General features: G+C 70.3%; 16 protein-coding genes. 8 read left to right on the top strand and 8 right to left on the bottom strand.

The features are described from left to right. Positions 1 to 2: 2 nt before the first annotated feature. Positions 3 to 1,205, bottom strand: coding sequence for a hypothetical protein (locus ABT294_RS20610; RefSeq protein WP_350807640.1), 1,203 nt, complete (start codon positions 1,203 to 1,205; stop codon positions 3 to 5). Then, entirely contained in the window at positions 1,202 to 2,875 is a 1,674-nt protein-coding gene (locus tag ABT294_RS20605) for a serine/threonine-protein kinase (RefSeq protein WP_502912085.1), read from the bottom strand. The genes ABT294_RS20610 and ABT294_RS20605 overlap by 4 nt, the downstream gene beginning before the upstream one ends. A 67-nt stretch (positions 2,876 to 2,942) precedes the next feature. Between ABT294_RS20605 and rsmA the strand changes: the two genes are divergently transcribed. Then, on the top strand, positions 2,943 to 3,782 hold the full coding sequence (gene rsmA, locus ABT294_RS20600) for a 16S rRNA (adenine(1518)-N(6)/adenine(1519)-N(6))-dimethyltransferase RsmA (RefSeq protein WP_350807804.1): 840 nt from the start codon (positions 2,943 to 2,945) through the stop codon (positions 3,780 to 3,782). Between the two features lie 3 nt (positions 3,783 to 3,785). Here rsmA and ABT294_RS20595 read toward each other — a convergent pair whose 3' ends face one another. Beyond that, positions 3,786 to 4,985, bottom strand: coding sequence for an amidohydrolase family protein (locus tag ABT294_RS20595; RefSeq protein ID WP_350807638.1), 1,200 nt, complete (start codon positions 4,983 to 4,985; stop codon positions 3,786 to 3,788). A gap of 981 nt (positions 4,986 to 5,966) precedes the next feature. On the opposite strand from ABT294_RS20595, the gene ABT294_RS20590 reads away from it, so the two are divergent. Further along, on the top strand, positions 5,967 to 6,365 hold the full coding sequence (locus ABT294_RS20590) for an NlpC/P60 family protein (RefSeq protein ID WP_350807636.1): 399 nt from the start codon (positions 5,967 to 5,969) through the stop codon (positions 6,363 to 6,365). 297 nt (positions 6,366 to 6,662) lie between these two features. On the opposite strand, the gene ABT294_RS20585 is transcribed toward ABT294_RS20590, so the two are convergent. Beyond that, entirely contained in the window at positions 6,663 to 7,460 is a 798-nt protein-coding gene (locus tag ABT294_RS20585) for an arginase family protein (RefSeq protein WP_350807635.1), read from the bottom strand. A 604-nt stretch (positions 7,461 to 8,064) separates the two neighbouring features. Between ABT294_RS20585 and ABT294_RS20580 the strand changes: the two genes are divergently transcribed. Further along, positions 8,065 to 8,967: a 4-(cytidine 5'-diphospho)-2-C-methyl-D-erythritol kinase gene (locus ABT294_RS20580; RefSeq protein WP_350807634.1), complete on the top strand. Its 903-nt coding sequence runs from the start codon at positions 8,065 to 8,067 to the stop codon at positions 8,965 to 8,967. A gap of 513 nt (positions 8,968 to 9,480) precedes the next feature. After that, positions 9,481 to 11,289: an ABC-F family ATP-binding cassette domain-containing protein gene (locus ABT294_RS20575; RefSeq protein ID WP_350807633.1), complete on the top strand. Its 1,809-nt coding sequence runs from the start codon at positions 9,481 to 9,483 to the stop codon at positions 11,287 to 11,289. A 347-nt stretch (positions 11,290 to 11,636) separates the two neighbouring features. Here the strand turns inward: ABT294_RS20575 and ABT294_RS20570 are convergent, their stop codons facing one another. Then, a complete protein-coding gene (locus ABT294_RS20570) occupies positions 11,637 to 12,137 on the bottom strand; it encodes a MarR family winged helix-turn-helix transcriptional regulator (protein WP_350807632.1) in 501 nt (166 codons plus the stop codon). A gap of 56 nt (positions 12,138 to 12,193) precedes the next feature. Here ABT294_RS20570 and ABT294_RS20565 point away from each other — a divergent pair, with 56 nt between their 5' ends. From ABT294_RS20565 to ABT294_RS20550, 4 genes are read left to right on the top strand one after another with little or no spacing between them, the layout of a single operon-like run. Further along, complete coding sequence (locus ABT294_RS20565; RefSeq protein ID WP_350807631.1) at positions 12,194 to 12,982, top strand: trans-aconitate 2-methyltransferase; 789 nt, start codon at positions 12,194 to 12,196, stop codon at positions 12,980 to 12,982. Positions 12,983 to 12,999: 17 nt separating this feature from the next. Beyond that, positions 13,000 to 13,347, top strand: a complete 348-nt coding sequence (locus ABT294_RS20560; RefSeq protein WP_350807629.1) for a VOC family protein — start codon at positions 13,000 to 13,002, stop codon at positions 13,345 to 13,347. A 54-nt stretch (positions 13,348 to 13,401) separates the two neighbouring features. Beyond that, on the top strand, positions 13,402 to 14,877 hold the full coding sequence (locus tag ABT294_RS20555; protein WP_350807628.1) for a CYTH and CHAD domain-containing protein: 1,476 nt from the start codon (positions 13,402 to 13,404) through the stop codon (positions 14,875 to 14,877). Next, positions 14,874 to 16,064, top strand: a complete 1,191-nt coding sequence (locus ABT294_RS20550; RefSeq protein WP_350807626.1) for a cytochrome P450 — start codon at positions 14,874 to 14,876, stop codon at positions 16,062 to 16,064. The genes ABT294_RS20555 and ABT294_RS20550 overlap by 4 nt, the downstream gene beginning before the upstream one ends. Here ABT294_RS20550 and ABT294_RS20545 read toward each other — a convergent pair. From ABT294_RS20545 to ABT294_RS20535, 3 genes are all read right to left on the bottom strand, one after another. After that, a complete protein-coding gene (locus ABT294_RS20545) occupies positions 16,039 to 16,869 on the bottom strand; it encodes an NUDIX hydrolase (protein WP_350807625.1) in 831 nt (276 codons plus the stop codon). The genes ABT294_RS20550 and ABT294_RS20545 overlap by 26 nt on opposite strands. Beyond that, entirely contained in the window at positions 16,862 to 18,922 is a 2,061-nt protein-coding gene (locus ABT294_RS20540; protein WP_350807623.1) for an RNA degradosome polyphosphate kinase, read from the bottom strand. Before ABT294_RS20540 ends, ABT294_RS20545 begins: the two co-directional genes overlap by 8 nt. Positions 18,923 to 19,059: 137 nt before the next feature. After that, entirely contained in the window at positions 19,060 to 19,926 is an 867-nt protein-coding gene (locus ABT294_RS20535; protein ID WP_350807622.1) for a TetR/AcrR family transcriptional regulator, read from the bottom strand. Positions 19,927 to 19,937 lie beyond the last annotated feature (11 nt).

Here is a 19,937-nt window from a genome sequence, read left to right as displayed (position 1 = left end):
GGTCAGCTGCCGCCCGCCAGCGCCGCGCCGAAGTCGGCCCCCTGGGGCGGGGCGAGCGGCCGCAGGTCGCCTGCGTTGCGACCGGCCGACGAGACCCTGCCGTACGGCGGCGCGTCGGGCTGCCCCACGTACAGCCTGTTGCCGCCGAAGGCCACCGACCAGCCGAACAGCCCCTCGCCGGAGGGCAGCTTCCTGTCGTCGTCCGGGTTCCGCAGCGACACCACTCTGACGCCCCCGCCGTACGGCGAGCCGATCGCGAGCCTGCCGTCGGAGGAGGTGGCCAGCGAGAAGCCGAACGCCTCCTTGGCGTCCGGCCTGATCGTCCTGCCGGGCCGCAGATTCTGGTCGAGCAGCTGGACGTAGCCCGCACCGGGCGCGCTCGCCGCCACCGTGCCGTTGGCGTAGGCGACGGCGTAGCCGTACCTGTCGCCGCCGGACCTGCTCGGGGAGTCGGCCTTCACGGCGGTGAGCCGGGGCGCCAGGACGTCCCGGATGAGGGTGATCGAACCCGAGTCGACCTTGCCCACCCCGACCTGGCGCCCGGCGCCGTCGTCGTTCTCGTACGGGACGCCGACGACCAGCCCGTTGCCCTCCGCCAGGGCCAGCGACCAGCCGAACTGGTCGCCGACCTCGCCGTTGCCGGGAACGTCCGCCGAGTCCTGGCTGATCCTGCGCAGCCGCCCGTCGCCCTTGCGGACGTAGACCGAGCCGGCGTCGGCCAGCTGGGCCTCGTCCTCGTAGGGAGCGCCGATCGCGAGCAGGTCTCCCCGGGCGGCCAGTGACCAGCCGAAATGCGCGTCACGCTGCGGCTCTGGGGCGGTGAGGCGCTGCGGGGGCGCCGTGCCCCCGCCGTACAGGACGTAGACGGCTCCCGCGTCCGTGACGCCGTTGACGTCGGTGTAGGGCGCGCCGACGACCAGGTCCGCGCAGGCGTCGCCGTTGACGCGGGTCAGCGCCACGGACCAGCCGAACGCGTCGCCCGCCGCCAGATCGGGGCCGGCGACCGGGACGACCTTGTCGCCGGAGAGGACGTGGACCGCGCCCCTCTGCCCGTTCCCGAACGGGTCGCCGACGGCCACGTCGTCCACTCCGTCGCCGTCGAAGTCGCTCGTGCCCGAGCACGCGGCGGCCACCGCTGGGGTTGCGAGGCTGAGAGTGGCGGGCAGAGTCAGCAGGAGGGCCGCGAGCGCTGGTCGGATCCTCATAGCCTGACCTCGATCTGCCTGCCACGGTCGAGCATGGTCGCCGACAGCCGTGCCGGTCTGCGGTAGAGCGGCACGTCGAAGACGAACTCGCCGTCGATGCGGCCACCGGGGACGATCACGTCGGGTAACGCGACGGGGGCCGGGTCGTGGCGTCCGCCCTGGTCGTCCACCAGCGAGACCGTGGGGTTGCCGAGCTGCCTGCGTTCGCCGCCGGGGTTCAGCATGGTCCAGCGGACCACGCAGAGCTGGCCCTGGGTCTGCTGCCTGCCCTGGTACTCCTTCAGACCGCACTGAGGGGCGTCGGCCACGATCACCTGCGGGTCGTCGAAGGACTCGCCGAGCGCGAACCTGTGGCCGAGGTCGTTCGGCTGCGCGGCGGTTGTGGGCTGCGGCCGGGCGGGAGCGGCGTTGTTGCGTCCGACCGAGAGGATCAGAAGGCCCGCGGTGACCGAGATGGCGAGCACGGCCGCGGCGGCGGCGATCAGCCAGCGGCTGCTGAGCGAGCGCTGGGGGACAGGTCCGGCGGCATGCTCGTCGGGGGCGAGCCGCTCCCGGCGTGCGCGTTCGTCCCGGAGCGCCTGGTCGGCGCGGGCGAGTTCGTGCCGCGCGGCCTGCTCCTCGCGCCGCGCCGGCTCGGACGCGCTCTGCCCGTGGGGCGCCGGGTCCGTCGCGGGCGTCTCCGGGATCATGGTGTCGCTCGGCGGCGGGGTGGCGAAGGTGGCGGTGATGTCGGGTTCGTCCACTACGTTCTGCGGCGGCTCCCACTCGGTGAGCAGCCCGGTCGCGACCAGGGTGGGCGGGTCGGCCTGCTTCGCGACCGGCGTGCCGCCGCCGACCAGGGCGAGCAGCAGGTCCTGGGCGCTGGGGCGGCGGGCGGGCTCCATCGCCGTGGCCCGCCGTACCAGCTCGTTCAGTGGCGCGGGCAGCGCGCCCAGGTCGGGGGCGGTTTGCAGCACCCGCGTGGCCAGCGTGATGGGGTCGCCGCGGCCGAACGGATGGCGTCCGTTGCCCGCGTACGCGATCAGGCAGCCCCAGGCGAAGATGTCGGCGGCGGGCGTGACGGTCTGGCCGCGCACCTGCTCGGGGGCCCACCAGCCGGGGCTGCCGAGCAACTCGCCGGAGAGTGTGAACCCGGTCTCCCTGTCGAGCGCCCTGGCGATGCCGAAGTCGATCACGCGCGGGCCCGACAGCGAGAGGATCACGTTGGCGGGCTTGAGGTCCCGGTGGACGAGCCCGGCCACGTGGATGGCGGCCAGCGCGGCCGCCACGCCGAGGGCGACGCCGTGCAGCGGCCCCGGCTCCAACGCGCCATATTTCGCGATTTGTGCGGATAACGGGGTGCCCGCGATGTACTCGGTCACCATGTACGGCCTGCCGTCGCCGGTGTTGCCGTTGTCGAGCACCTGGGCCGTGCAGAACGACGCCACCCGCCGCGCGTTGTCGACCTCGGCGTGGAAGCGCGCCGCGAAGCCCTCCTGGTTGGCGAACTCCGCCTTCACCACCTTGACCGCGACGAACCGTCCCGTGGGGGCCTTCGCCAGGAACACCGTGCCCATGCCGCCCTCGCCGAGCCGGCCGAGCAGCCGGTACGGGCCGATGTCCCGGGGATCCCGGGGGCGGAGCGGCGCGGCGCCCGTTGGCTCCATGAGCGACGTCCCTTCGTGTTCCACGCCATCCTCCCCTGTGATCCCCCCGCCCGCCATCGCAGGTTCTTCGATGCGGGAGACTTATTGGATGATGAGGCTGTTGGGCCCTGCGGAAATACGTACTTTGGCGGACAAGCTAGATCTTCGTCCGACCAAGAAGCTGGGGCAGAACTTCGTTATCGACGGGGGAACCGTCCGGCGGATCGTTCGCGTGGCCGACCTCACGCCCGATGACGTGGTGATCGAGGTCGGGCCGGGCCTCGGCTCGCTCACCCTCGCCCTGCTGCCCAGCGCCTCGCATGTGGTGGCCGTCGAGATCGACCCCGTACTGGCCGCGCAGCTTCCGATCACCGTGGGGGAGCGCGGGCTGTCCGACAGGCTTACGGTGGTCAGGGCCGACGCGATGAAGGTCACACCCGGCGACCTGCGCGGGCACACGCCCACCGCCCTGGTGGCCAACCTCCCGTACAACGTGGCGGTGCCGGTCGTGCTGCACCTGCTCGAAGCCCTGCCCTCGCTGCGTAAGGGGCTGGTCATGGTGCAGTCGGAGGTCGCCGACCGGCTCGCCGCGGGCCCCGGCTCCAAGGTGTACGGCGTGCCGTCCGTGAAGGCGGCCTGGTACGCGGACGTCCGCAGGGCGGGCCCCGTCGGGCGCACCGTCTTCTGGCCGGTGCCGAACGTCGACTCCGGCCTGGTCTCGCTCACCCGCCGCGAGCCCCCGGCGACGACCGCCTCCCGCAAGGAGGTGTTCGAGGTCATCGACGCCGCCTTCGCCCAGCGCAGGAAGACGCTGCGGGCGGCCTTGTCGACGTGGGCGGGCTCGGCGGCGGGGGCGGAGCAGGCGCTGCGCGCGGCGGGGGTCGAGCCGTCCACCCGCGGGGAGCAGCTGGACGTCGAGGCGTTCGCGCGGATCGCCGAGGCCAGACCCTAGCGGTCACGCGCGGGACTGCCGCACCCCGCGCCGCCAGACGTCGGCGATGGCGCGGGTGGCGGTGATGTCCCGGGTCGGGTCTCCGTCGACGAGCAGCAGGTCGGCGCGGAGCCCCGGAGCGATCCGGCCGCGGTCGGCGAGGCCGAAGCAGCGGGCGGTGACGCTGGTGGCCGCGGTGAGCGCCTCCTCTGCGGTCAGCCCGGCCTCGGTCAGGAGAAGCAGCTCGTGGTGCATGCTCGCGCCGTGCACCGGGCCGAAGGGGGTGGCGTCCGTGCCGACCAGCAGAGGGACCCCTGCCCGGAACAGCGCCAGAGCCGCGTGCGAGGCGTTCGTCACGCCCTCCGAATGCATGGGGATGTCGGTGAACTCCCGGTTGAAGGTGGCCTTCGCCTGCTCCGACATCCTCGGCCCGACGCGCTCGTCCCGCAGCAGCTCCACGCTGCCTGGATCGCCGGTGACCGCTTCGATGAAGGTGAGCGTGCTGACCACGAACGCGTCGTACGAGGCGATCCTGGCGGCCGTCTCCTCGGCGTCGTCGGGGCCGGCGTCGGAGTAGAGGTGCGCGAGCCCGTCGACGCCCGCGTCGAGCGCGATGATCGCCTCTCGCGCGGTGACCGTGTGCGCGATGGCCTTGAGCCCCGCGGCGTGCGCGGCCTCGACCAGCACGGCGGCGAGCTCCGGGCTGAGCGCCGGAAGCCGCATCCCGGACACCGCGCCGTCGTCGATCGCGATCTTCAGGTAGTCGACGCCCTCCGCCAGCCGGGCCTCGACGAACGCCTTGGCCTGGCCCGCGTCCGCGACCGTGTCGATGGTGGCGTCCGTGCCCAGGGCCTTCAGCAGGTCGGGGGTCATGATCTGGGTCGGGTGCCCGTTGGGTGCGGTGGCGATGAGGCTGGAACTGCGGATGTCGGCGACGTCGTCCCGCTCGGCGGCCTTGCGGCGCTGCGCGGCCAGGATGGGCGGCAGGTTGTTCATGTCGAGCTCGGTGGTGACACCGAACTTCAGCGCCTCGGCGAGATCGCCGTCGAAGGCGTGCGCATGGGCGTCGATCAGGCCGGGCAGCAGGGTCTTTCCGGTGCCGTCGATCTCGGCGTCCGCGGGGCCGCCGGGCTCGCCGATGCGGTCGCCGTCGATCAGGACGTCGGCGCTGGGGACGGTCCGCTCGCCATCGAAGACGCGGACGTTTCGGATCAGGGTACGCATGTCACTCCGAATCTAATTCGACGTCAAACTACTTTTAGACACAACGATGCGTCTGTCTGGAGATGATTCGACGTGAGATAGTACGACGCATAACTATCTGGCGTCTACCCTCGGGCTCATAGCGATCGGGGGCGCGGCGATCTACCCCGGTTGTGGATAACTCGATGTTTTCCACAGAACCTCGTTCGGTTCCGCGACCGCTCGCCCCGCTCAATGATCCTGGGCCTCCGTTCCCTTACGGCACAGGAGGCACCCATGACCCGGCTCTCTTCCATGAGCGTCACGATCGGCGGCGGGCTCCTCGCGGGGCTGACCGTGTTCTCGTACCCTGCGTCGGCGTCGGCTTCCGATGAGCGCATGTGCTTCGGTGTGATCGCACTCGACCGGATGTCGAGGTACTCGGAAGACCTCTTCGTCCTCCCCCAGAAGGGTTCCCGAAGAGGGGCGCTCGTCCGCATCGTCTTGGTTCTACCGCCGGAAGACTGCGCGAGCATTCCACAGAGCAGACCTGGCCGCGGCGACGCCTTCGGCCCGCCAGACCTCTCGACCTTCGCCGCCGCCCCAACATCCGCCACGCCACCGCCGCCAGAGGCCACCTCACCATCGGCCGGGGCCGCTCCGCCGTCGGCCGGGGCCGCTCCACCGTTGACCAGGTCGGCTCCGGCGCCGATCGCGGCCGTGCCACCGTCGATCATCATCACGGCCACTGCGCCACCGACCGCGGTAAGCAGTCCACCCGGGGCCAGTGCCGCAACCCAACCCACTTCACCGGCCACGGCGGCACCAAAGGCTCTGACGGCCACCTCAGAGAGCGCCGCCAACGAGGACAGCACGAATCTCCCCGGGAGTAGGCCCACCGCCGAGAGTTCCACCCCAGGGAGCACGTCCACCCAAGAGGGCGCGTCTACCTCAGAGAGCGCCGCCACTCAAGAGAGTGCGACCACCCCGGGCAGCGCGGCGTCCAGGCCCACAAGGGGTGAGGTGGCAGCCGCCGCGGCCCTCCGTCAGCTGGGAGTCCGCTTCTCCTGGGGCGGAGGCTCCCCCACAGGCCCCACCAAAGGCGTGGGCAGGGGAGCCGCCACAACAGGCTTCGACTGCAGTGGCCTGACCCTCTATGCATGGTCCAAGGCCGGGATGCGGCTCGGCCACTACACAGGCACCCAGTTCCGCCAGGGCCACAGGATCCCCTTGGGCGACCTTCGCAAGGGCGACCTCGTCTTCTTCGGCGGCGGCACAGGAGACCCCACCCACGTGGGCCTCTACCTGGGAGAAGGCGTGATGATCCACGCCCCCAGAACGGGCGACGTGGTCCGGCGAACCCGTTTCGTGGGCTCGCCCTACTACGGCCCGCTCTACCGAGGCGCCATCCGCCCAGCCTGACCCCGGCGCCATTGGCGCAGCCCGACCCCGAACGCCCGTTGGGGCGGCATCACAACGACACAACCTCTCCACCGCATCCAGACGCGACCCCGGTAGCGACGGCCCCCGTCCCCGCCAGACCGGGAGCGCTACCGGGGGCGCGGGAATCTGGTGGTGACGGGTCCTTCGCTGCCGGGTCCAGGCACGGATCTGGCGGTAATGGTGGCCGGGCCATCGGGGCCGGGTGCTGGCTCGGTGGTGTCGGTCCCCTCTGCTATCAGGTCCGGGTGCGGGCCTGATAGCCCCAACTCTGCGAGGTCAGTTCTTGGCGCAGACCGTGGCCAGCGTGTGCACCAGCGGAGTGAGCAGCTCCTGGTCCTCCGGCCTGGACGGCTCGTACTCCACGATCCCGAGCCCGGCCACCTCGAACCGGCCCGCGATAGCCGTCACCAGGGCGAGGAGCTGATCAGGTTGAAGCCCGCCAGGAGTGGGGCAACCGATGCTCGCGAAGACGTCCGGATCGAGCACATCGAGGTCGATGTGGACGTACACGGCCGCGCTCCGCGGATGGGGAGCGGCTTCGGCGATCGCGTCCGTGAGGGCCACTGGATCCACCAGGCCCAGGTGACGAACCCCGTTGGACTCGATGAACGCGGCCTCGCCTGGGTCGAGATCACGTACCCCCACCAGGACGACCTGGCGAGGATCCACCGGCTCATCAGGCACCAGCCCCGCAGGCCCTTCCCCGGTGAGGGCGCGCAGCACCATGCCATGAAAGGCACCAGAAGGCGATGAGGAGGGAGTGTTGAGATCACCATGAGCGTCGAACCAGACGACCACCAGCCGGTCCCCGAACCGTCGCCGAGCAGCCTTGACCGGCTCCAACTCGACGCCGCAGTCCCCACCCGTGGTGACCACCAGTCCGTCGGGCGCCTGGGAGAGCGCCGAACGAACCCGGGCAGCCGTCGCGGCGAGGTCGTCGTCCACCTCGACACGCGTCCGATGCTCGGCGTCGACCATCCCGGCCAGCAACCGAGCCCCTTCCCGCAACCGCTCAGCCGTACGCGATCCGGACCCCCGCCACTGCGGCACCTCGACCACCACAACCTCAGCCATGATCACTCCCTGCCCACGCAACCAACCGCCCCGGCCTCACGGGCGATCATCAGTCACGTCCGCGAATCTGCTGACCTGCTCTATAGCATGCGGGGCTGCTACTCCAATGCGTCGCGTCCCATTGACGTCGCCAGCGGTCGCGTGGGCGGAGCTTCCGGTCGCCTCGGGGGTGTCCGCTGTTGGACACCTGGTTCGTTGGGAAGGGGCGTTCTCGCAGACGGCCAACCGCCTACCGCCGCGTTGGCCAGCACCGCCGCCGTCACGCCGTCAAGCCGTCACGCCGTCACGTCGTCACGTCGTCACTTCCGCCGTTCGCCACCACTTCCACGGTCCGCTCGGGACTTCCGCAGGCCGCCTGCACTTCCGCGGGCCCGCCGGGCATTCCGTCGCCTCCGGTCCGCGCTTGTGGATCAAAGCTGTTGGCCGGGACGTTTTCTGCTGAGATCAAGCGTGTGGGTCTGGAGGTCTTTGCTGCAGGTCAAGGACCTGGTCCTGAAGGTCTTCTGCTTTCCCGTCGCTCGTGCAGGAAAAAGGCCAGGTAGGTGCGCGGGCCCCGATACGATTCAGAGTCCCTGATTCCAGGCTAGAGAGTGGCAGCAGATCGATGAGTTCGGTGACCGTACGGGTGCCCGCGAAGGTCAACGTGCAGCTTTCCGTCGGCCCGCTCAGGGAGGACGGCTACCACGACCTCGTGAACGTCTTCCACGCAGTGTCGATCTTCGACGAGGTGGTGGCCAAGGAGTCCGAGGGGATGACGGTGTCGGTGGTCGGCGAGTGGGCCGACCAGGTGCCGGTCGACGACGGGAACCTGGCGATCCAGGCCGCCCGGGCGCTCGCCAAGCACGCCGGGCGCACGTACGGAGCCGAGCTGGTCATCCACAAGGCCATCCCGGTGGCCGGGGGTATGGCCGGTGGTAGCGCTGACGCGGCCGGTGCGCTGGTGGCGTGCAACGAGCTGTGGGGTCTGGGCCTGCCGTTGGAGGACCTCATGGAGATCGCCGGCGATCTCGGCAGCGACGTGCCGTTCTCGTTGCTGGGGGGCACGGCGGTCGGCACCGGACGCGGTGAGCAGCTGAGCCAGCTGCCCACGGGCGGCCTCTTCCACTGGGTTTTCGCGGTTGCCGAAGGCGGCCTCTCCACGGCCAAGGTCTACGCCGAGTGCGACCGGTTGCGCGCCGAGACGGGTGCGGACGTCCCTTGGCCGGAGCTCGACGAAGCCCTCCTGGCGGCCCTCCGTGCCGGTGACGCCCCAGCCCTGGGTGCTCGTCTCGCCAACGATCTCCAGCTCGCCGCTCTCACGCTGCGTCCCGACCTGGCCGGCACTCTCGACGAGGGCCGCCGACACGGCGCGCTTGGCGCCCTCGTCTCCGGCTCCGGCCCCACCTGCGCGTTCCTCGCCACCGACGCCGACCACGCCCGCGACCTCGCCAGCACCCTGTCGCAGTTCGCGGGCTGCACCACCGCGGTCCCCGCCCACGGCCCCGTCCCGGGCGCGGCCCTGCTCTGAGTTCCCCTCGTCCACCATCGGGAGTGCTTGCGGCAGGCGATGATCCGCGCAGGCGGTGAAGGACGCCCTCCGGGTGCGGTCGGGTGTGTCGCTGGACCAGGCACCGTCGAGGTGGAGTTGGAACTCCCGACGGCGGCGGTTGCGCATGTCGGGTGTCGATCCGGGTGGCACGTCGGGCCTTCGAGGGATGGGCGGTGGCGGACGAGGCTCTTCCCACGTGGTGGCTTGTAGGCCCAGATCCTGGGTCAGGAGCCCTTCACGGGGAGGGGCGGCGATGGACAGGGACCTTCCCGCGTGATCTCACTTTGGGCGCCGAGTCGGGCGGCGGTGGGCCGCCGCCGTCTGGGGAGGTCGGTGCCGGGCTTGGCGGGGTGTGTCGGTACCGCATGGGTGGTCGGCGCTGGGCTGGGCGGGACCCGTGGAGGGCGGCTGCCCCCTGAGGGTCGGTCCCGCCAAGGTGGGGAGAGCTGGGCTGGGCGGGAGGTGGCTGGGAGCCGATACCCTGGGAGGGCCATGAATCTGGTCAATCTCGAATCCGTCTCCCACGCATACGGGCCCAAGCCGCTGCTCAGTGATCTCTCCCTCGGCGTCGGGGCCGGTGAACGCATCGGCGTCGTCGGCCGCAACGGTGGCGGGAAGACCACGCTGCTGTCGGTGATCGCGGGGGACGTGCGTCCCGACAGCGGGCGCGTCACGCATACCCGCGGGTTGAGGGTCGGGTTCCTCTCCCAGCAGGACGTGCTCGATCCGGCCGTGACCGTGAAGGAAGCCGTGCTAGGCGGACGTGCCGAGCACGAGTGGGCGGGTGATCAGGGCGTCCGCGAGATCCTGTCGAGCCTCATCGGCGACCTCGAACTCGACGCGCAGGCCGGTGACTTGTCCGGCGGCGAGCGGCGGCGTACGGCGCTCGCCAAGCTGCTCATCGACGAGCACGATCTGATCATGCTCGACGAGCCCACCAACCATCTCGACATCGAGGCCATCGCCTGGCTCGCCGCGCACCTTTCGGGCAGGAAGAGCGCCCTGGTGGTGGTCACACACGACCGGTGGTTCCTGGACGCCGTGTCCACCAGGACGTGGGAGGTCGTCGACGGACGGGTCGAGCGGTACGAGGGGGGATACGCCGCTTACGTCCTGGCCAAGGCGGAGCGCGCCCGCATCGCCCAGGCCGCCGAGGAACGTCGCCAGAACCTCATGCGCAAAGAGATCGCCTGGCTCCGCCGCGGCCCGCCCGCGCGCACGTCCAAGCCCAAGTTCCGGATCGAGGCCGCCCAGGCCCTGATCGCGAACGAACCGCCGCCCCGCGAGAACGTGGAGCTGATGCGGTTCGCGGCCGCGCGCCTCGGCAAGACCGTGTACGACCTGGAGGACGTCACCCTCCACGCCGGAGGCCCCGAGAGCGGCCCGCTGGTGCTCGACCGGACGACGTGGCAGTTCGGCCCCGGCGACCGCATCGGACTGATCGGCGTCAACGGCTCCGGCAAGTCGTCGGTGCTCAGGCTGCTCGCCGACACGGTCAAGCCCGACGCCGGGCGCGTCGTCAGGGGCAAGACGGTGCGGTTGGCGCACCTGTCGCAGGAACTGGCCGAACTCGACCCCACGCGCAGGGTGCTGGAGACGGTCGAGGAGGTGCGCAAGTACATCCAGGTCGGCAAGAAGGAGTGGTCGGCCTCGCAGCTGCTTGAGCGGCTCGGATTCAAGGGCGACGCCCAGTGGAAGGTCGTCGGCGACCTGTCGGGCGGCGAGCGCAGGCGGCTGCAGCTCCTCAGGCTCCTCATGGACGACCCCAACGTCCTGCTGCTCGACGAGCCGACCAACGACCTGGACATCGAGACGCTCAACGAGCTCGAGGACCTCCTGGACGGCTGGCCCGGCACGCTCGTCCTGGTCAGCCACGACCGCTACTTCCTCGAGCGCGTGACGGACCGTGCGGTGGCCCTGCTCGGCGACGGCACCCTGTCGTTCCTCCCGGGGGGCGTCGACGAGTACCTGGAGCGCCGTGCCGCGGGCACCGCCCTCACGGCCCGCGTCGGCGTGGGCGCCGCCCAGCCGTCGTCTGCGGCGTCGGACGCGCCCGCAGCCTCCCAGCCGGCGGCTCTGTCGGCCAAGGAGGAGCGCGAGCTGCGCAAGGACCTCAACCGCCTGGAGCGCCAGCTCGACCGGCTCAGCAGCGAGGAGGCCAAGCTCCACACCGCCATGGCCTCCGCGGCCAGCGACTACGCCAAACTCGGCACCCTGGACGCCCAACTGAGGGAGATCCACGCCCAGAAGGACGCCGTCGAGGCCGAGTGGCTGGAGGTAGCCGACCGCCTCGGCGAATAACCCACCCGCGCAACGAGGACGCCACCAGCCCAGCACCCTGGGCCGGTGGCGTCCTCGTTGTGTGACCGATGAACACGGGCGTGACGAACATCTCAGCACCTTGGGCCCGGTGGTGCTGCGGCTTGGTGGCTGGGGTGGGCGCGGGAGTCGGTACTGGTGGCGGTCGAGGAGGACGAGCTGGAGGCGGACGTCGACTCAGCGAAGCAGACGGTAAAGAACGCGTCGTAACGGCGAGAACCCCGTGAGCCTTCACGACCGGCGCTCGACGGTCGCCCACCGACGACGGCGGCGCGGGCAATGTGGCCGTGCCGTAAAAGAAAGTGCCCTTAAAAAGAGTCCGAAAGGGGTCAGGTGTCGAAGGGGGCGAGGAGGGTGCGGAGGAGGGATGAGAGGGTGCGCTGGTCGGTGGGGCCGAGGCCGGCGAGGAGGGCGTGCTCGCGGCGGAGGAGGTCGGCGAAGGCGGCGTCGACGCGTGCCAGGCCGGTGTCCGTGAGGGAGACGAGGACGCCGCGGCGGTCCTCGGGGTCGGGACGGCGGCGGACGAGGCCGGCCTGGGCGAGGCGGTCGATGCGGTTGGTCATCGTGCCGGAGGTGACTAGGGTGGCTTTGAGCAGGGCTCCGGGGCTGAGCTCGTAGGGCTTGCCGGCTCGGCGCAGAGCGGTGAGGACGTCGAACTCCCAGGGCTCCAGGTTGTGCTCGGCGAACGAGGCTCGCCTGGCACGGTCGAGGTGTTTGGCCAGTCGCGAGACGCGCGACAGCACCTGTAGGGGTTCGACGTCCAGGTCGGGGCGTTCCGACCGCCAGGCCGCGATCAGTCTGTCGACCTCGTCCTTCGGGTCTTCTGTCATGGCACAGAGTGTACTGTCTTGACATCGAGATATCTCTCTCGATATCAATTATCTTTATGTCGAGAGATATCTGGGACCCAGCGACCTACTCCCGGTACGCCGACGAGCGCTCCAGGCCGTTCTTCGACCTGGTCTCGAGGGTGCGAGCCGACGATCCCGATTATGTCGTGGACGCGGGTTGCGGCACCGGAGAACTGACCGTTACGCTGGCCAACCGCTGGCCGAAGGCGACCGTGGACGGCTTCGACAGTTCCCCGGCGATGATCGGGAAGGCCCGAGAACTCGACGTGTCTCCCCGGTTCACGGTCGCGGACGTCACCACGTGGCGTCCCGACAGGCCGGTGGACGTGCTGGTGTCCAATGCCGTGCTGCAGTGGGTGCCGTCACACCGGGACGTGATCGGGCACTGGGTCGAGGCGCTCGCGCCGGGCGGGTGGCTGGCCTTCCAGGTGCCGGGGAACTTCGACGCGCCCAGCCATCTGGCGATCCGGCAGCTCTGCGCCTCGAAGGAGTGGTCCGACCGGCTCGGCGACTTCGACAGGGGGCGGCCGGTCGGGGACCCGGTCGAGTACCTGGACCTGCTGAGCGGCTACCGCTGCCAGGTCGACGCCTGGGAGACGACGTACGTGCACGTGCTGCAGGGGGACGATCCGGTGCTCACCTGGATCTCCGGGACGGCGCTGCGGCCCATCTTCGACAGGCTGGCCCGGGACGAGCAGAAGCGGTTCACCGCGCAGCTCGCCGACCTGCTGGCCGCCGCCTATCCCGCGAGGGCCTACGGCACGCCCTTCCCGTTCCGGCGCGTCTTCGTGGTGGCCCGCAAGGAGAGCGAGGGCGAAGGCTGAGGAAGGCTGGTCTGGAGATGATCAAGGCGTTGCATCATGTGCAGTTGGCCGCGCCGGCCGGGAGCGAGCCGTCGCTGCGGGAGTTCTACGTGGGCGTCCTCGGCCTGCGGGAGGTGCCCAAACCGCCCGAGCTGGCCGCCCGGGGTGGCGCCTGGTTCAGGGTCGAGGGGGTCGAGGTCCATCTCGGCATAGAGGACGATTTCCGCCCCGCGCGCAAGGCGCACCCGGCCTTCCTGGTCGATGACCTGGACGCGTTCGCCGCCAGGTTGCCCGACGCGGTGCCCGACGACCTCTTCCCGGGCTTCCGCCGGATCTACGTCACCGACCCCGTCGGGAACAGGATCGAGCTCCTGCAACCCGTGTGATGTTCGCTCATCGGTGGCATGATTGTCCCGAAATCGAACTCTTTGTGAGGTGCTGTGAGCATAGAGATCGAGGACAAATTCGACGTCCAAGCCGACTACTCGGTGCCGGACCTGACCAAGCTGGGCGACGTCGCGGGGCCGAAGACCTATCAACTGGTCGCCCTCTACTACGACACGCCCGATCTGCGGCTGGCTGCCCGGGGGATCACGCTGCGGCGCAGGCGGGGCGGCACCGATCCCGGCTGGCATCTGAAGCTCCCCAAGGCGAAGGGCGTCCGCCAGGAGATCACCCACCCGCTCACCCGGAGCACCAAGGTCGTCCCCGAGGAGCTGTCCGAGCTGGTGCGCGCCTTCACGCGCGGTGCGGAGCTGGTGGCGGTCGCCGAGCTCGAGACGCGCCGCAGCGTCACGCTCCTGCAGGAGGGCGGGACGGCGCTGGTCGAGATCGCGGACGACAGGGTCAAGGGCACCGTCTTCGGCGACGAGCCCAAGATCGAGCGCTGGCGTGAGGTCGAGGCCGAGCTGCTAAGCGGCGACCAGGCCCTCCTCGCCAAGGTCGGCAAGCGCCTGAGGAAGGCGGGCGCGACCCCGTCGGACTCGTCCAGCAAGCTCGGCAGGCTGCTCGACCGGCCGCCCGTGCCCAGGGCGGGCACGGAACCGGGAACGGCCGGGCACACGGTCGTCGACTACCTGGAGAGCCAGGTCGTCGCCCTGCTCGCCCAGGACCCCCGGGTGCGGCGGGCCGAGGAGGACGCCGTGCACCAGATGCGGGTCGCCTCGCGCAGGCTCCGCAGCGCGCTCAAGGCGTTCAGGAAGATCGTGACCGACACCGTCCAGCTCCAGGACGAGCTGCGCTGGCTGGGCACCGTGCTGGCCGAGGCGCGCGACCTGGAGGTCATCAGGGCCAGGTTCGCGGGCGAGCTGGCGCAGCTGGCCCCCGAGCTGGTTACGGGCCCGATCCAGACCAGGCTCGGGGACGATCTGCACAGGCGGGAGCTGGAGGCGTACGAGCGGATCAAGGAGACGCTGAGCGGCGAGCGCTACTACGCGCTGCTCGACGCGCTCGACCGCCTGGTCACGGAGCCGGAGCTGGGCAAGGCCGCGTCGGCGCCCGCGAAGGAGATGCTGAGCGGCGTGGCGTCCGCCAACTGGAACCGGGTGACCAGGGCCTACGACACCGCGCAGGCGATCGACGACTACGAGCGGCGCCAGATCGCCATGCACGACGTCCGCAAGGCCGCGAAGCGGGCCCGTTACACGGCGGAGGCGTTGCAGCCGACGCTCGGCAAGCCGATGGCCAAGCTGGCCAAGCACGCCGAGGCGGTGCAGGAGGTCCTCGGCGCCCACCAGGACGGCGTCGTCGCCCAGGAGACGCTGACCAAGGAGGCGGAGAGCGCCCGCCAGGCGGGCGAGGACACGTTCACGTACGGTCTGCTGATCGGCCTCGAACGCGGCACGGCCGAACGCGCCGAGGCCGAGTTCCCCCATGTCTGGGCGGAGACCGTCGAAGCTGTTAGGAAGGTGATATGAGAGACCTTCCTGTTATCCCCTTCGACCGGCGTGACCCGCTGGACGTGCCCGAGGCCTACCGGGACCTGCGAGCCAAGGAGGGCATCGCCAAGGTGCGCACCCGCACGGGCGACGAGGTCTGGCTGGTCAGCGGCTACGAGGACGCGCGCAAGCTGTTCGCCGACCCCCGGCTGGGCCGCTCGCACCCGGAACCGGACAAGGCCCCCCGGCTGTCGAACTCGGCGCTGCTCGGCGGCCCGCAGGGCGAGGCTGCCACCGAGAAGGCCGACCACACGCGGATGCGCAAGCTGTTCATGCCGTCCTTCTCCGCCCGCCGGATGAAGGCGCTCAGCGACCACGTGGGCGCGCTCGTGGACGAGCGGCTGGACCATCTGGCCACCCTCACGCCCCCGGCCGACCTGCACGCCGAGCTCTCCTTCCCGCTGCCGGTGCTGGTCATCTGCCAGCTGCTCGGCGTCCCGTTCGAGGACAGGGAGTACTTCAGCGGTGTCTCCGCGGCCATGGCGGACCTCGGCGACGAGGCCAAGGGCATCGCCGCCCGCGAGGAGCTGGGCGCGTACATGGCCGGGCTGATCGAGCGCAAGCGCCACGAACCGGGCGAGGACGTCCTGTCGGACCTGGCGGACGAGCTGGACGACGACGGCACGATCGCGCAGCTCGCCGGCGGGCTGCTGTTCGCCGGGCACGAGACCACGGTCAACCGCATCAACTACGGCGTGCTGCTCCTGCTGGCCAACCCCGACCAGCTGGCCCTGCTCAAGGCCGATCCGGGGCTCGCGCCGGCGGCGGTCGAGGAGATCCTGCGGCTGGCCGTGCCCAGCCTGCACGGCCTGCCGCGCTACGCGCACGAGGACATCCCGTTCGGGGACGTGACGATCCGCAGGGGCGAGGCCGTCGTGATCACGACGGGCGCCGCCAACAGGGACGAGCGGATCTTCCCCGACGCCGACACGTTCGACCTGCGCAGGCCGCCGGGCGACCCGCATCTGGCGTTCGGCTACGGGCCGCGCTTCTGCATCGGGGCCAGTCTGGCGCGGGTCGAGCTGGAGGCGGTGTTCAGCCGCCTGTTCCAGCGCTTCCCCGACCTGAGCCTGGCGGTGCCGTTCGAGGAGCTGCGGACCAACGACGGCAAACTCACAGGGGGCTTCGCCGAGCTGCCCGTCACGTGGAGTGGCGCTCCACGCTGACCACCCGGCGGCCCAGCCGGTGCAGGACGGCGAACGCGCCCTTGCGCAGGTGCACCTCCTCGCCGCTGAGTGCGTGGATCAGTTCGGGCAGCACCTTGCGGTGGCTGCACACGGCCGTGGGCGCCCGGAGGTCCCTGAGCAGGGCCGGGGTCTTCCTGGGGTCCTGGCTCTCCTCGCTGAGCAGCGGTTCGAGCCTGATGCTGGAACTGAAAGGCTCCAGGGTCTGGACGCACCTGCGGCTGGGGGAGCTGATCAGCAGCTCGGGCTGGTAGGCGGGCAGGACCTGGGCGATGGTCGCCGCCTGGGCCTGCCCCTCGGCGTCGAGCGGGCGCAGGCCGTCGTCCCCCTGCCACTCCTGTCGCGACCCGGCGGCCGCGTGCCGGACCAGCACGAGGGGGACGGTGGCGAGCGGGGCCCCGGCCAGCGCGTGCAGCAGTCCCGCGTCCCACTCGTAGGTGAGCCGTTCGCGAGCTCGGTCGAGGGGGAGCCAGTGCAGCTCGTCCACCTCGACGCCGGGGACGAATCCGTCATCCTGCACGATCTGCGCGGCCCAGTAGTCGACGCGTTTGAGCCGGTTCTTGTGCAGGTAGTGGATGGGCGGCAGGGAGCGGCCGAGCACGGGGGTCAGCCCGGTCTCCTCGCGGACCTCGCGCAGCGCGGCGGCGATCAGGTGCTCGCCGGGCTTGAGCTTGCCCTTGGGGAAGGTCCAGTCGTCGTACTGCGGGCGGTGGATGACCGCCACCTCGGGGCGCGACGTGTGACCGCGCCAGACGACGGCTCCGGCGGCGCGGAGCGGGTCAGTCATCAACAGTCCTCCAGCGACGGGTGCCGATGAGATGGCTCTGCAGGTCCTCGCCGGGGTGGCGAACCCAGGTGCCGTCGGAGTTCAGCCACCAGGCGTTCGTCGTGTCGGCCATGGCCAGGTCCATCAGCTCGATGAGGTACGCCTTGTGCTGCTGCGCCGTCACCTTGACCAACGATTCCACCCGGCGGTCCAGGTTCCTGCGCATCAGGTCCGCGCTGCCGATCCACACCTCGGGCCGTCTGCCCAGGCCGAACTCGTACACGCGCGAGTGCTCCAGGAACCGTCCGAGGATCGAGCGCACCCGGATGTTCTCCGACAGGTCCGGAATGCCGGGACGCAGGATGCAGATGCCCCGCACCCACAGGTCCACCTGGACGCCCGCGCGCGACGCCCGGTAGAGCGCGTCGATGATCGGCTCGTCCACCAGCGAGTTCGTCTTGATCCTGATGCGCGCGGGCCGGCCCGCCTGCTGGTGGGCGATCTCCCGCTCGATCCTGGCCAGCAGCCCGCCGCGGAGCGAGTGCGGCGCCACCAGCAGCCTGCGGTAGGCGGAGTGGTTGGAGTAGCCGGTCAGGTGGATGAACAGGTCCGTGACGTCCTCGCCGACCAGCGGGTCAGCAGTGAGCAGGCCGAAGTCCTCGTACTGCCTGGCGGTCTTGGGGTTGTAGTTGCCGGTGCCGATGTGGCAGTAGCGGCGCAGCTCGCCCGAGGGCTCCTGCCGGACGACGAGCGCGAGTTTGCAGTGCGTCTTGAGGCCCACCACGCCGTAGACCACGTGGCATCCGGCGCGCTCCAGCTTGCGGGCCCAGGAGATGTTGGCGTGCTCGTCGAAGCGGGCCTTGATCTCCACGACGACCACGACCTGCTTGCCCGCCTCGGCCGCGTCGATCAGCGCGTCCACGATCGGCGACTCGCCGCTGGTGCGGTAGAGGGTCTGCTTGATCGCCAGCACCCTGGGGTCGGTCGCGGCGGCCTCGATGAAGTGCTGGACGCTGGTGGCGAAGGAGTCGTAGGGGTGGTGCAGCAGGACGTCGCGCTCGCGCAGCATGGAGAAGATGTCGTCCTCGGCGTTCACGGCCTCGGCGGGGACGAACGGGCGGTAGCTGAGCTCGCCCCGGTCGAGATCGGCGATCGCGTGCAGGCCGGTCAGGTCGAGCGGGCCGGCGATGCGGTAGATCTCGTGGGGGGCCACACCCAGCTCCTCCACCAGCAGGTCCAGCACCTCCGGGGTGATCGTGTCCTCGACCTCCAGCCGGACGGGCGGGCCGAAGCGGCGCTTGAGCAGCTCCTTCTCGAGGGCCTGCATGAGGTTCTCGGTGACGTCCTCGTCGACGTCCAGGTCCTCGTTCCTGGTGACGCGGAAGACGTGGTGCTGGACGATCTCCATGCCCTTGAAGAGCTGGCCGAGATGCGCCGCGATGACGTCCTCCAGCGGGACGAACCGGTCCTTTGACGCGGTGACGAACCGGGGGAGCTGCGACGGGACCTTGACCCGGGCGAAGACCGTGTGGTCATCCTCCGGGTTTCTCACCACAACCGCGAGATTGAGGCTGAGCCCTGAAATATACGGAAATGGGTGGGCGGGGTCGACGGCGAGCGGCGTCAGGACCGGCCTGATCCGCTCCCTGAACAGTTTGCGCAGCTCCGTGCGCTCCTCGCGACCCAGATCCTCCCACCTGACGATCTCGATGCCCTCGGCCTTGAGCTGAGGGCTGATCTGCTCGTGGAAGGCGGCGGCATGCCGGATGGCCAGCGCGTCGGCGATGGTCGCGATCCTGGCCAGCTCCTCGCGCGGCTTCAGGCCGCTCTTGGTCCGCAGCAGCAGGCCGGTCGCCATCCGGCGTTTCAGACCCGCCACCCGGACCCGGAAGAACTCGTCCAGGTTGCTCGCGAAGATGGCCAGGAACCGCACCCGTTCGAGCAGCGGGAGCGCGTCGTCCTCGGCCAGTTCCAGCACCCGCTCGTTGAACTGCAGCCAGCTCTCCTCGCGGTTGAGGAACCTCTCCTGGGGCAGTGGCAGATCGTTTCCAGAGGACAGTGGTTCCGCGGACATATGAGAAATATGCCCCATTTGGTTGAACGGAACGTTAACTTAGCCGCAACGACTTGTTCTAGGAGGCGGGTCTACCCCAAGAAAACCCCTCGTTCCGAGGGGCGACGAACCCAGCCGGGACCGCGTCAGCCGGGCTGTCAGTCGGGCTGGTCGCCCTGCCCCAGGCGGGCGGCGCGCTCGGCGAGCCTGGCCTCACGCTGGCGCAGCTTCTCCTCGCGCTCGTGAGCCTTCTCCGCCTCCTTCAGCACCCGCTCGCGCTCCTTCAGCTCCCGCACCCTGGCCTTCTCCGCCTCGCGCAGCTCCCGCTGCCGGGCCTTCTCGGCCTCCTTGAGCTCCTTCTCGCGGGCCTTCTCCAGCTCGCGCAGCTCCTTGTCGCTGCTGCGCGGGATCGCCATGCTCGGGTGGGACCGGGTGACCGCGGTGATCTCGGGCTGCGGGTTGAGCCCGGTCAGGCCGTTCCAGGCGAGGTTCACCAGATGGGCGGCGACCTCCTCGCGGCCCGGCTTGCGCACGTCCAGCCACCACTGGCCGGTCAGCGCCACCATGCCCACCAGCATCTGCGCGTACATCGGCGCGAGCTTGGGATCGTAGCCACGGGACGCGAACTCGTCGGCGAGCACGTCCTCGACCTGGCTGGCGATCTCGCTGATCAGGCTGGCGAAGGTGCCGGTTCCGGATGCGGCGTGCGAGTCGCGTACCAGGATGCGGAAGCCCTCGCTGCTCTCCTCGATGTAACGCAGCAGCGCCAGCGCGGCCCGCTCCAGTTTGATCAGCGAATGGGCGGCGGACAGCGCCTCGGTGATCATGCCGAGCAGCTTCTGCATCTCGCGGTCGACCACGACCGCGTAGACGCCCTCCTTGCCGCCGAAATGCTCGTACACCACCGGCTTCGACACCTGCGCCGTCGCCGCGATCTCTTCGATGGAGGTCCCGTCGAACCCTTTCTCCGCGAAGAGTGTGCGGCTGATGGTGATCAGCTGCTCTCTTCGCTCTCTACCGGTCATGCGCCTGCGAG

The organism is Nonomuraea sp. NPDC000554 (assembly GCF_040300065.1).
Taxonomy (GTDB): domain Bacteria; phylum Actinomycetota; class Actinomycetes; order Streptosporangiales; family Streptosporangiaceae; genus Nonomuraea.
The sequence above is the reverse complement of the archived record's forward strand: the minus strand, read 5'-3'. Positions and strand labels throughout refer to the sequence as shown.

Excerpts from the sequence above, each read along its gene's own strand:
- ABT294_RS20560 (WP_350807629.1), top strand. The coding sequence starts at position 13,000 with ATGATCAAGGCGTTGCATCATGTGCAGTTGGCCGCGCCGGCCGGGAGC.
- rsmA (WP_350807804.1), top strand. The coding sequence starts at position 2,943 with ATGAGGCTGTTGGGCCCTGCGGAAATACGTACTTTGGCGGACAAGCTA.
- ABT294_RS20545 (WP_350807625.1), bottom strand. The coding sequence starts at position 16,869 with ATGACTGACCCGCTCCGCGCCGCCGGAGCCGTCGTCTGGCGCGGTCAC.
- ABT294_RS20550 (WP_350807626.1), top strand. The coding sequence starts at position 14,874 with ATGAGAGACCTTCCTGTTATCCCCTTCGACCGGCGTGACCCGCTGGAC.
- ABT294_RS20610 (WP_350807640.1), bottom strand. The coding sequence starts at position 1,205 with ATGAGGATCCGACCAGCGCTCGCGGCCCTCCTGCTGACTCTGCCCGCC.
- ABT294_RS20540 (WP_350807623.1), bottom strand. The coding sequence starts at position 18,922 with ATGTCCGCGGAACCACTGTCCTCTGGAAACGATCTGCCACTGCCCCAG.
- ABT294_RS20565 (WP_350807631.1), top strand. The coding sequence starts at position 12,194 with ATGTCGAGAGATATCTGGGACCCAGCGACCTACTCCCGGTACGCCGAC.
- ABT294_RS20535 (WP_350807622.1), bottom strand. The coding sequence starts at position 19,926 with ATGACCGGTAGAGAGCGAAGAGAGCAGCTGATCACCATCAGCCGCACA.
- ABT294_RS20570 (WP_350807632.1), bottom strand. The coding sequence starts at position 12,137 with ATGACAGAAGACCCGAAGGACGAGGTCGACAGACTGATCGCGGCCTGG.
- ABT294_RS20580 (WP_350807634.1), top strand. The coding sequence starts at position 8,065 with ATGAGTTCGGTGACCGTACGGGTGCCCGCGAAGGTCAACGTGCAGCTT.
- ABT294_RS20575 (WP_350807633.1), top strand. The coding sequence starts at position 9,481 with ATGAATCTGGTCAATCTCGAATCCGTCTCCCACGCATACGGGCCCAAG.
- ABT294_RS20595 (WP_350807638.1), bottom strand. The coding sequence starts at position 4,985 with ATGCGTACCCTGATCCGAAACGTCCGCGTCTTCGATGGCGAGCGGACC.
- ABT294_RS20585 (WP_350807635.1), bottom strand. The coding sequence starts at position 7,460 with ATGGCTGAGGTTGTGGTGGTCGAGGTGCCGCAGTGGCGGGGGTCCGGA.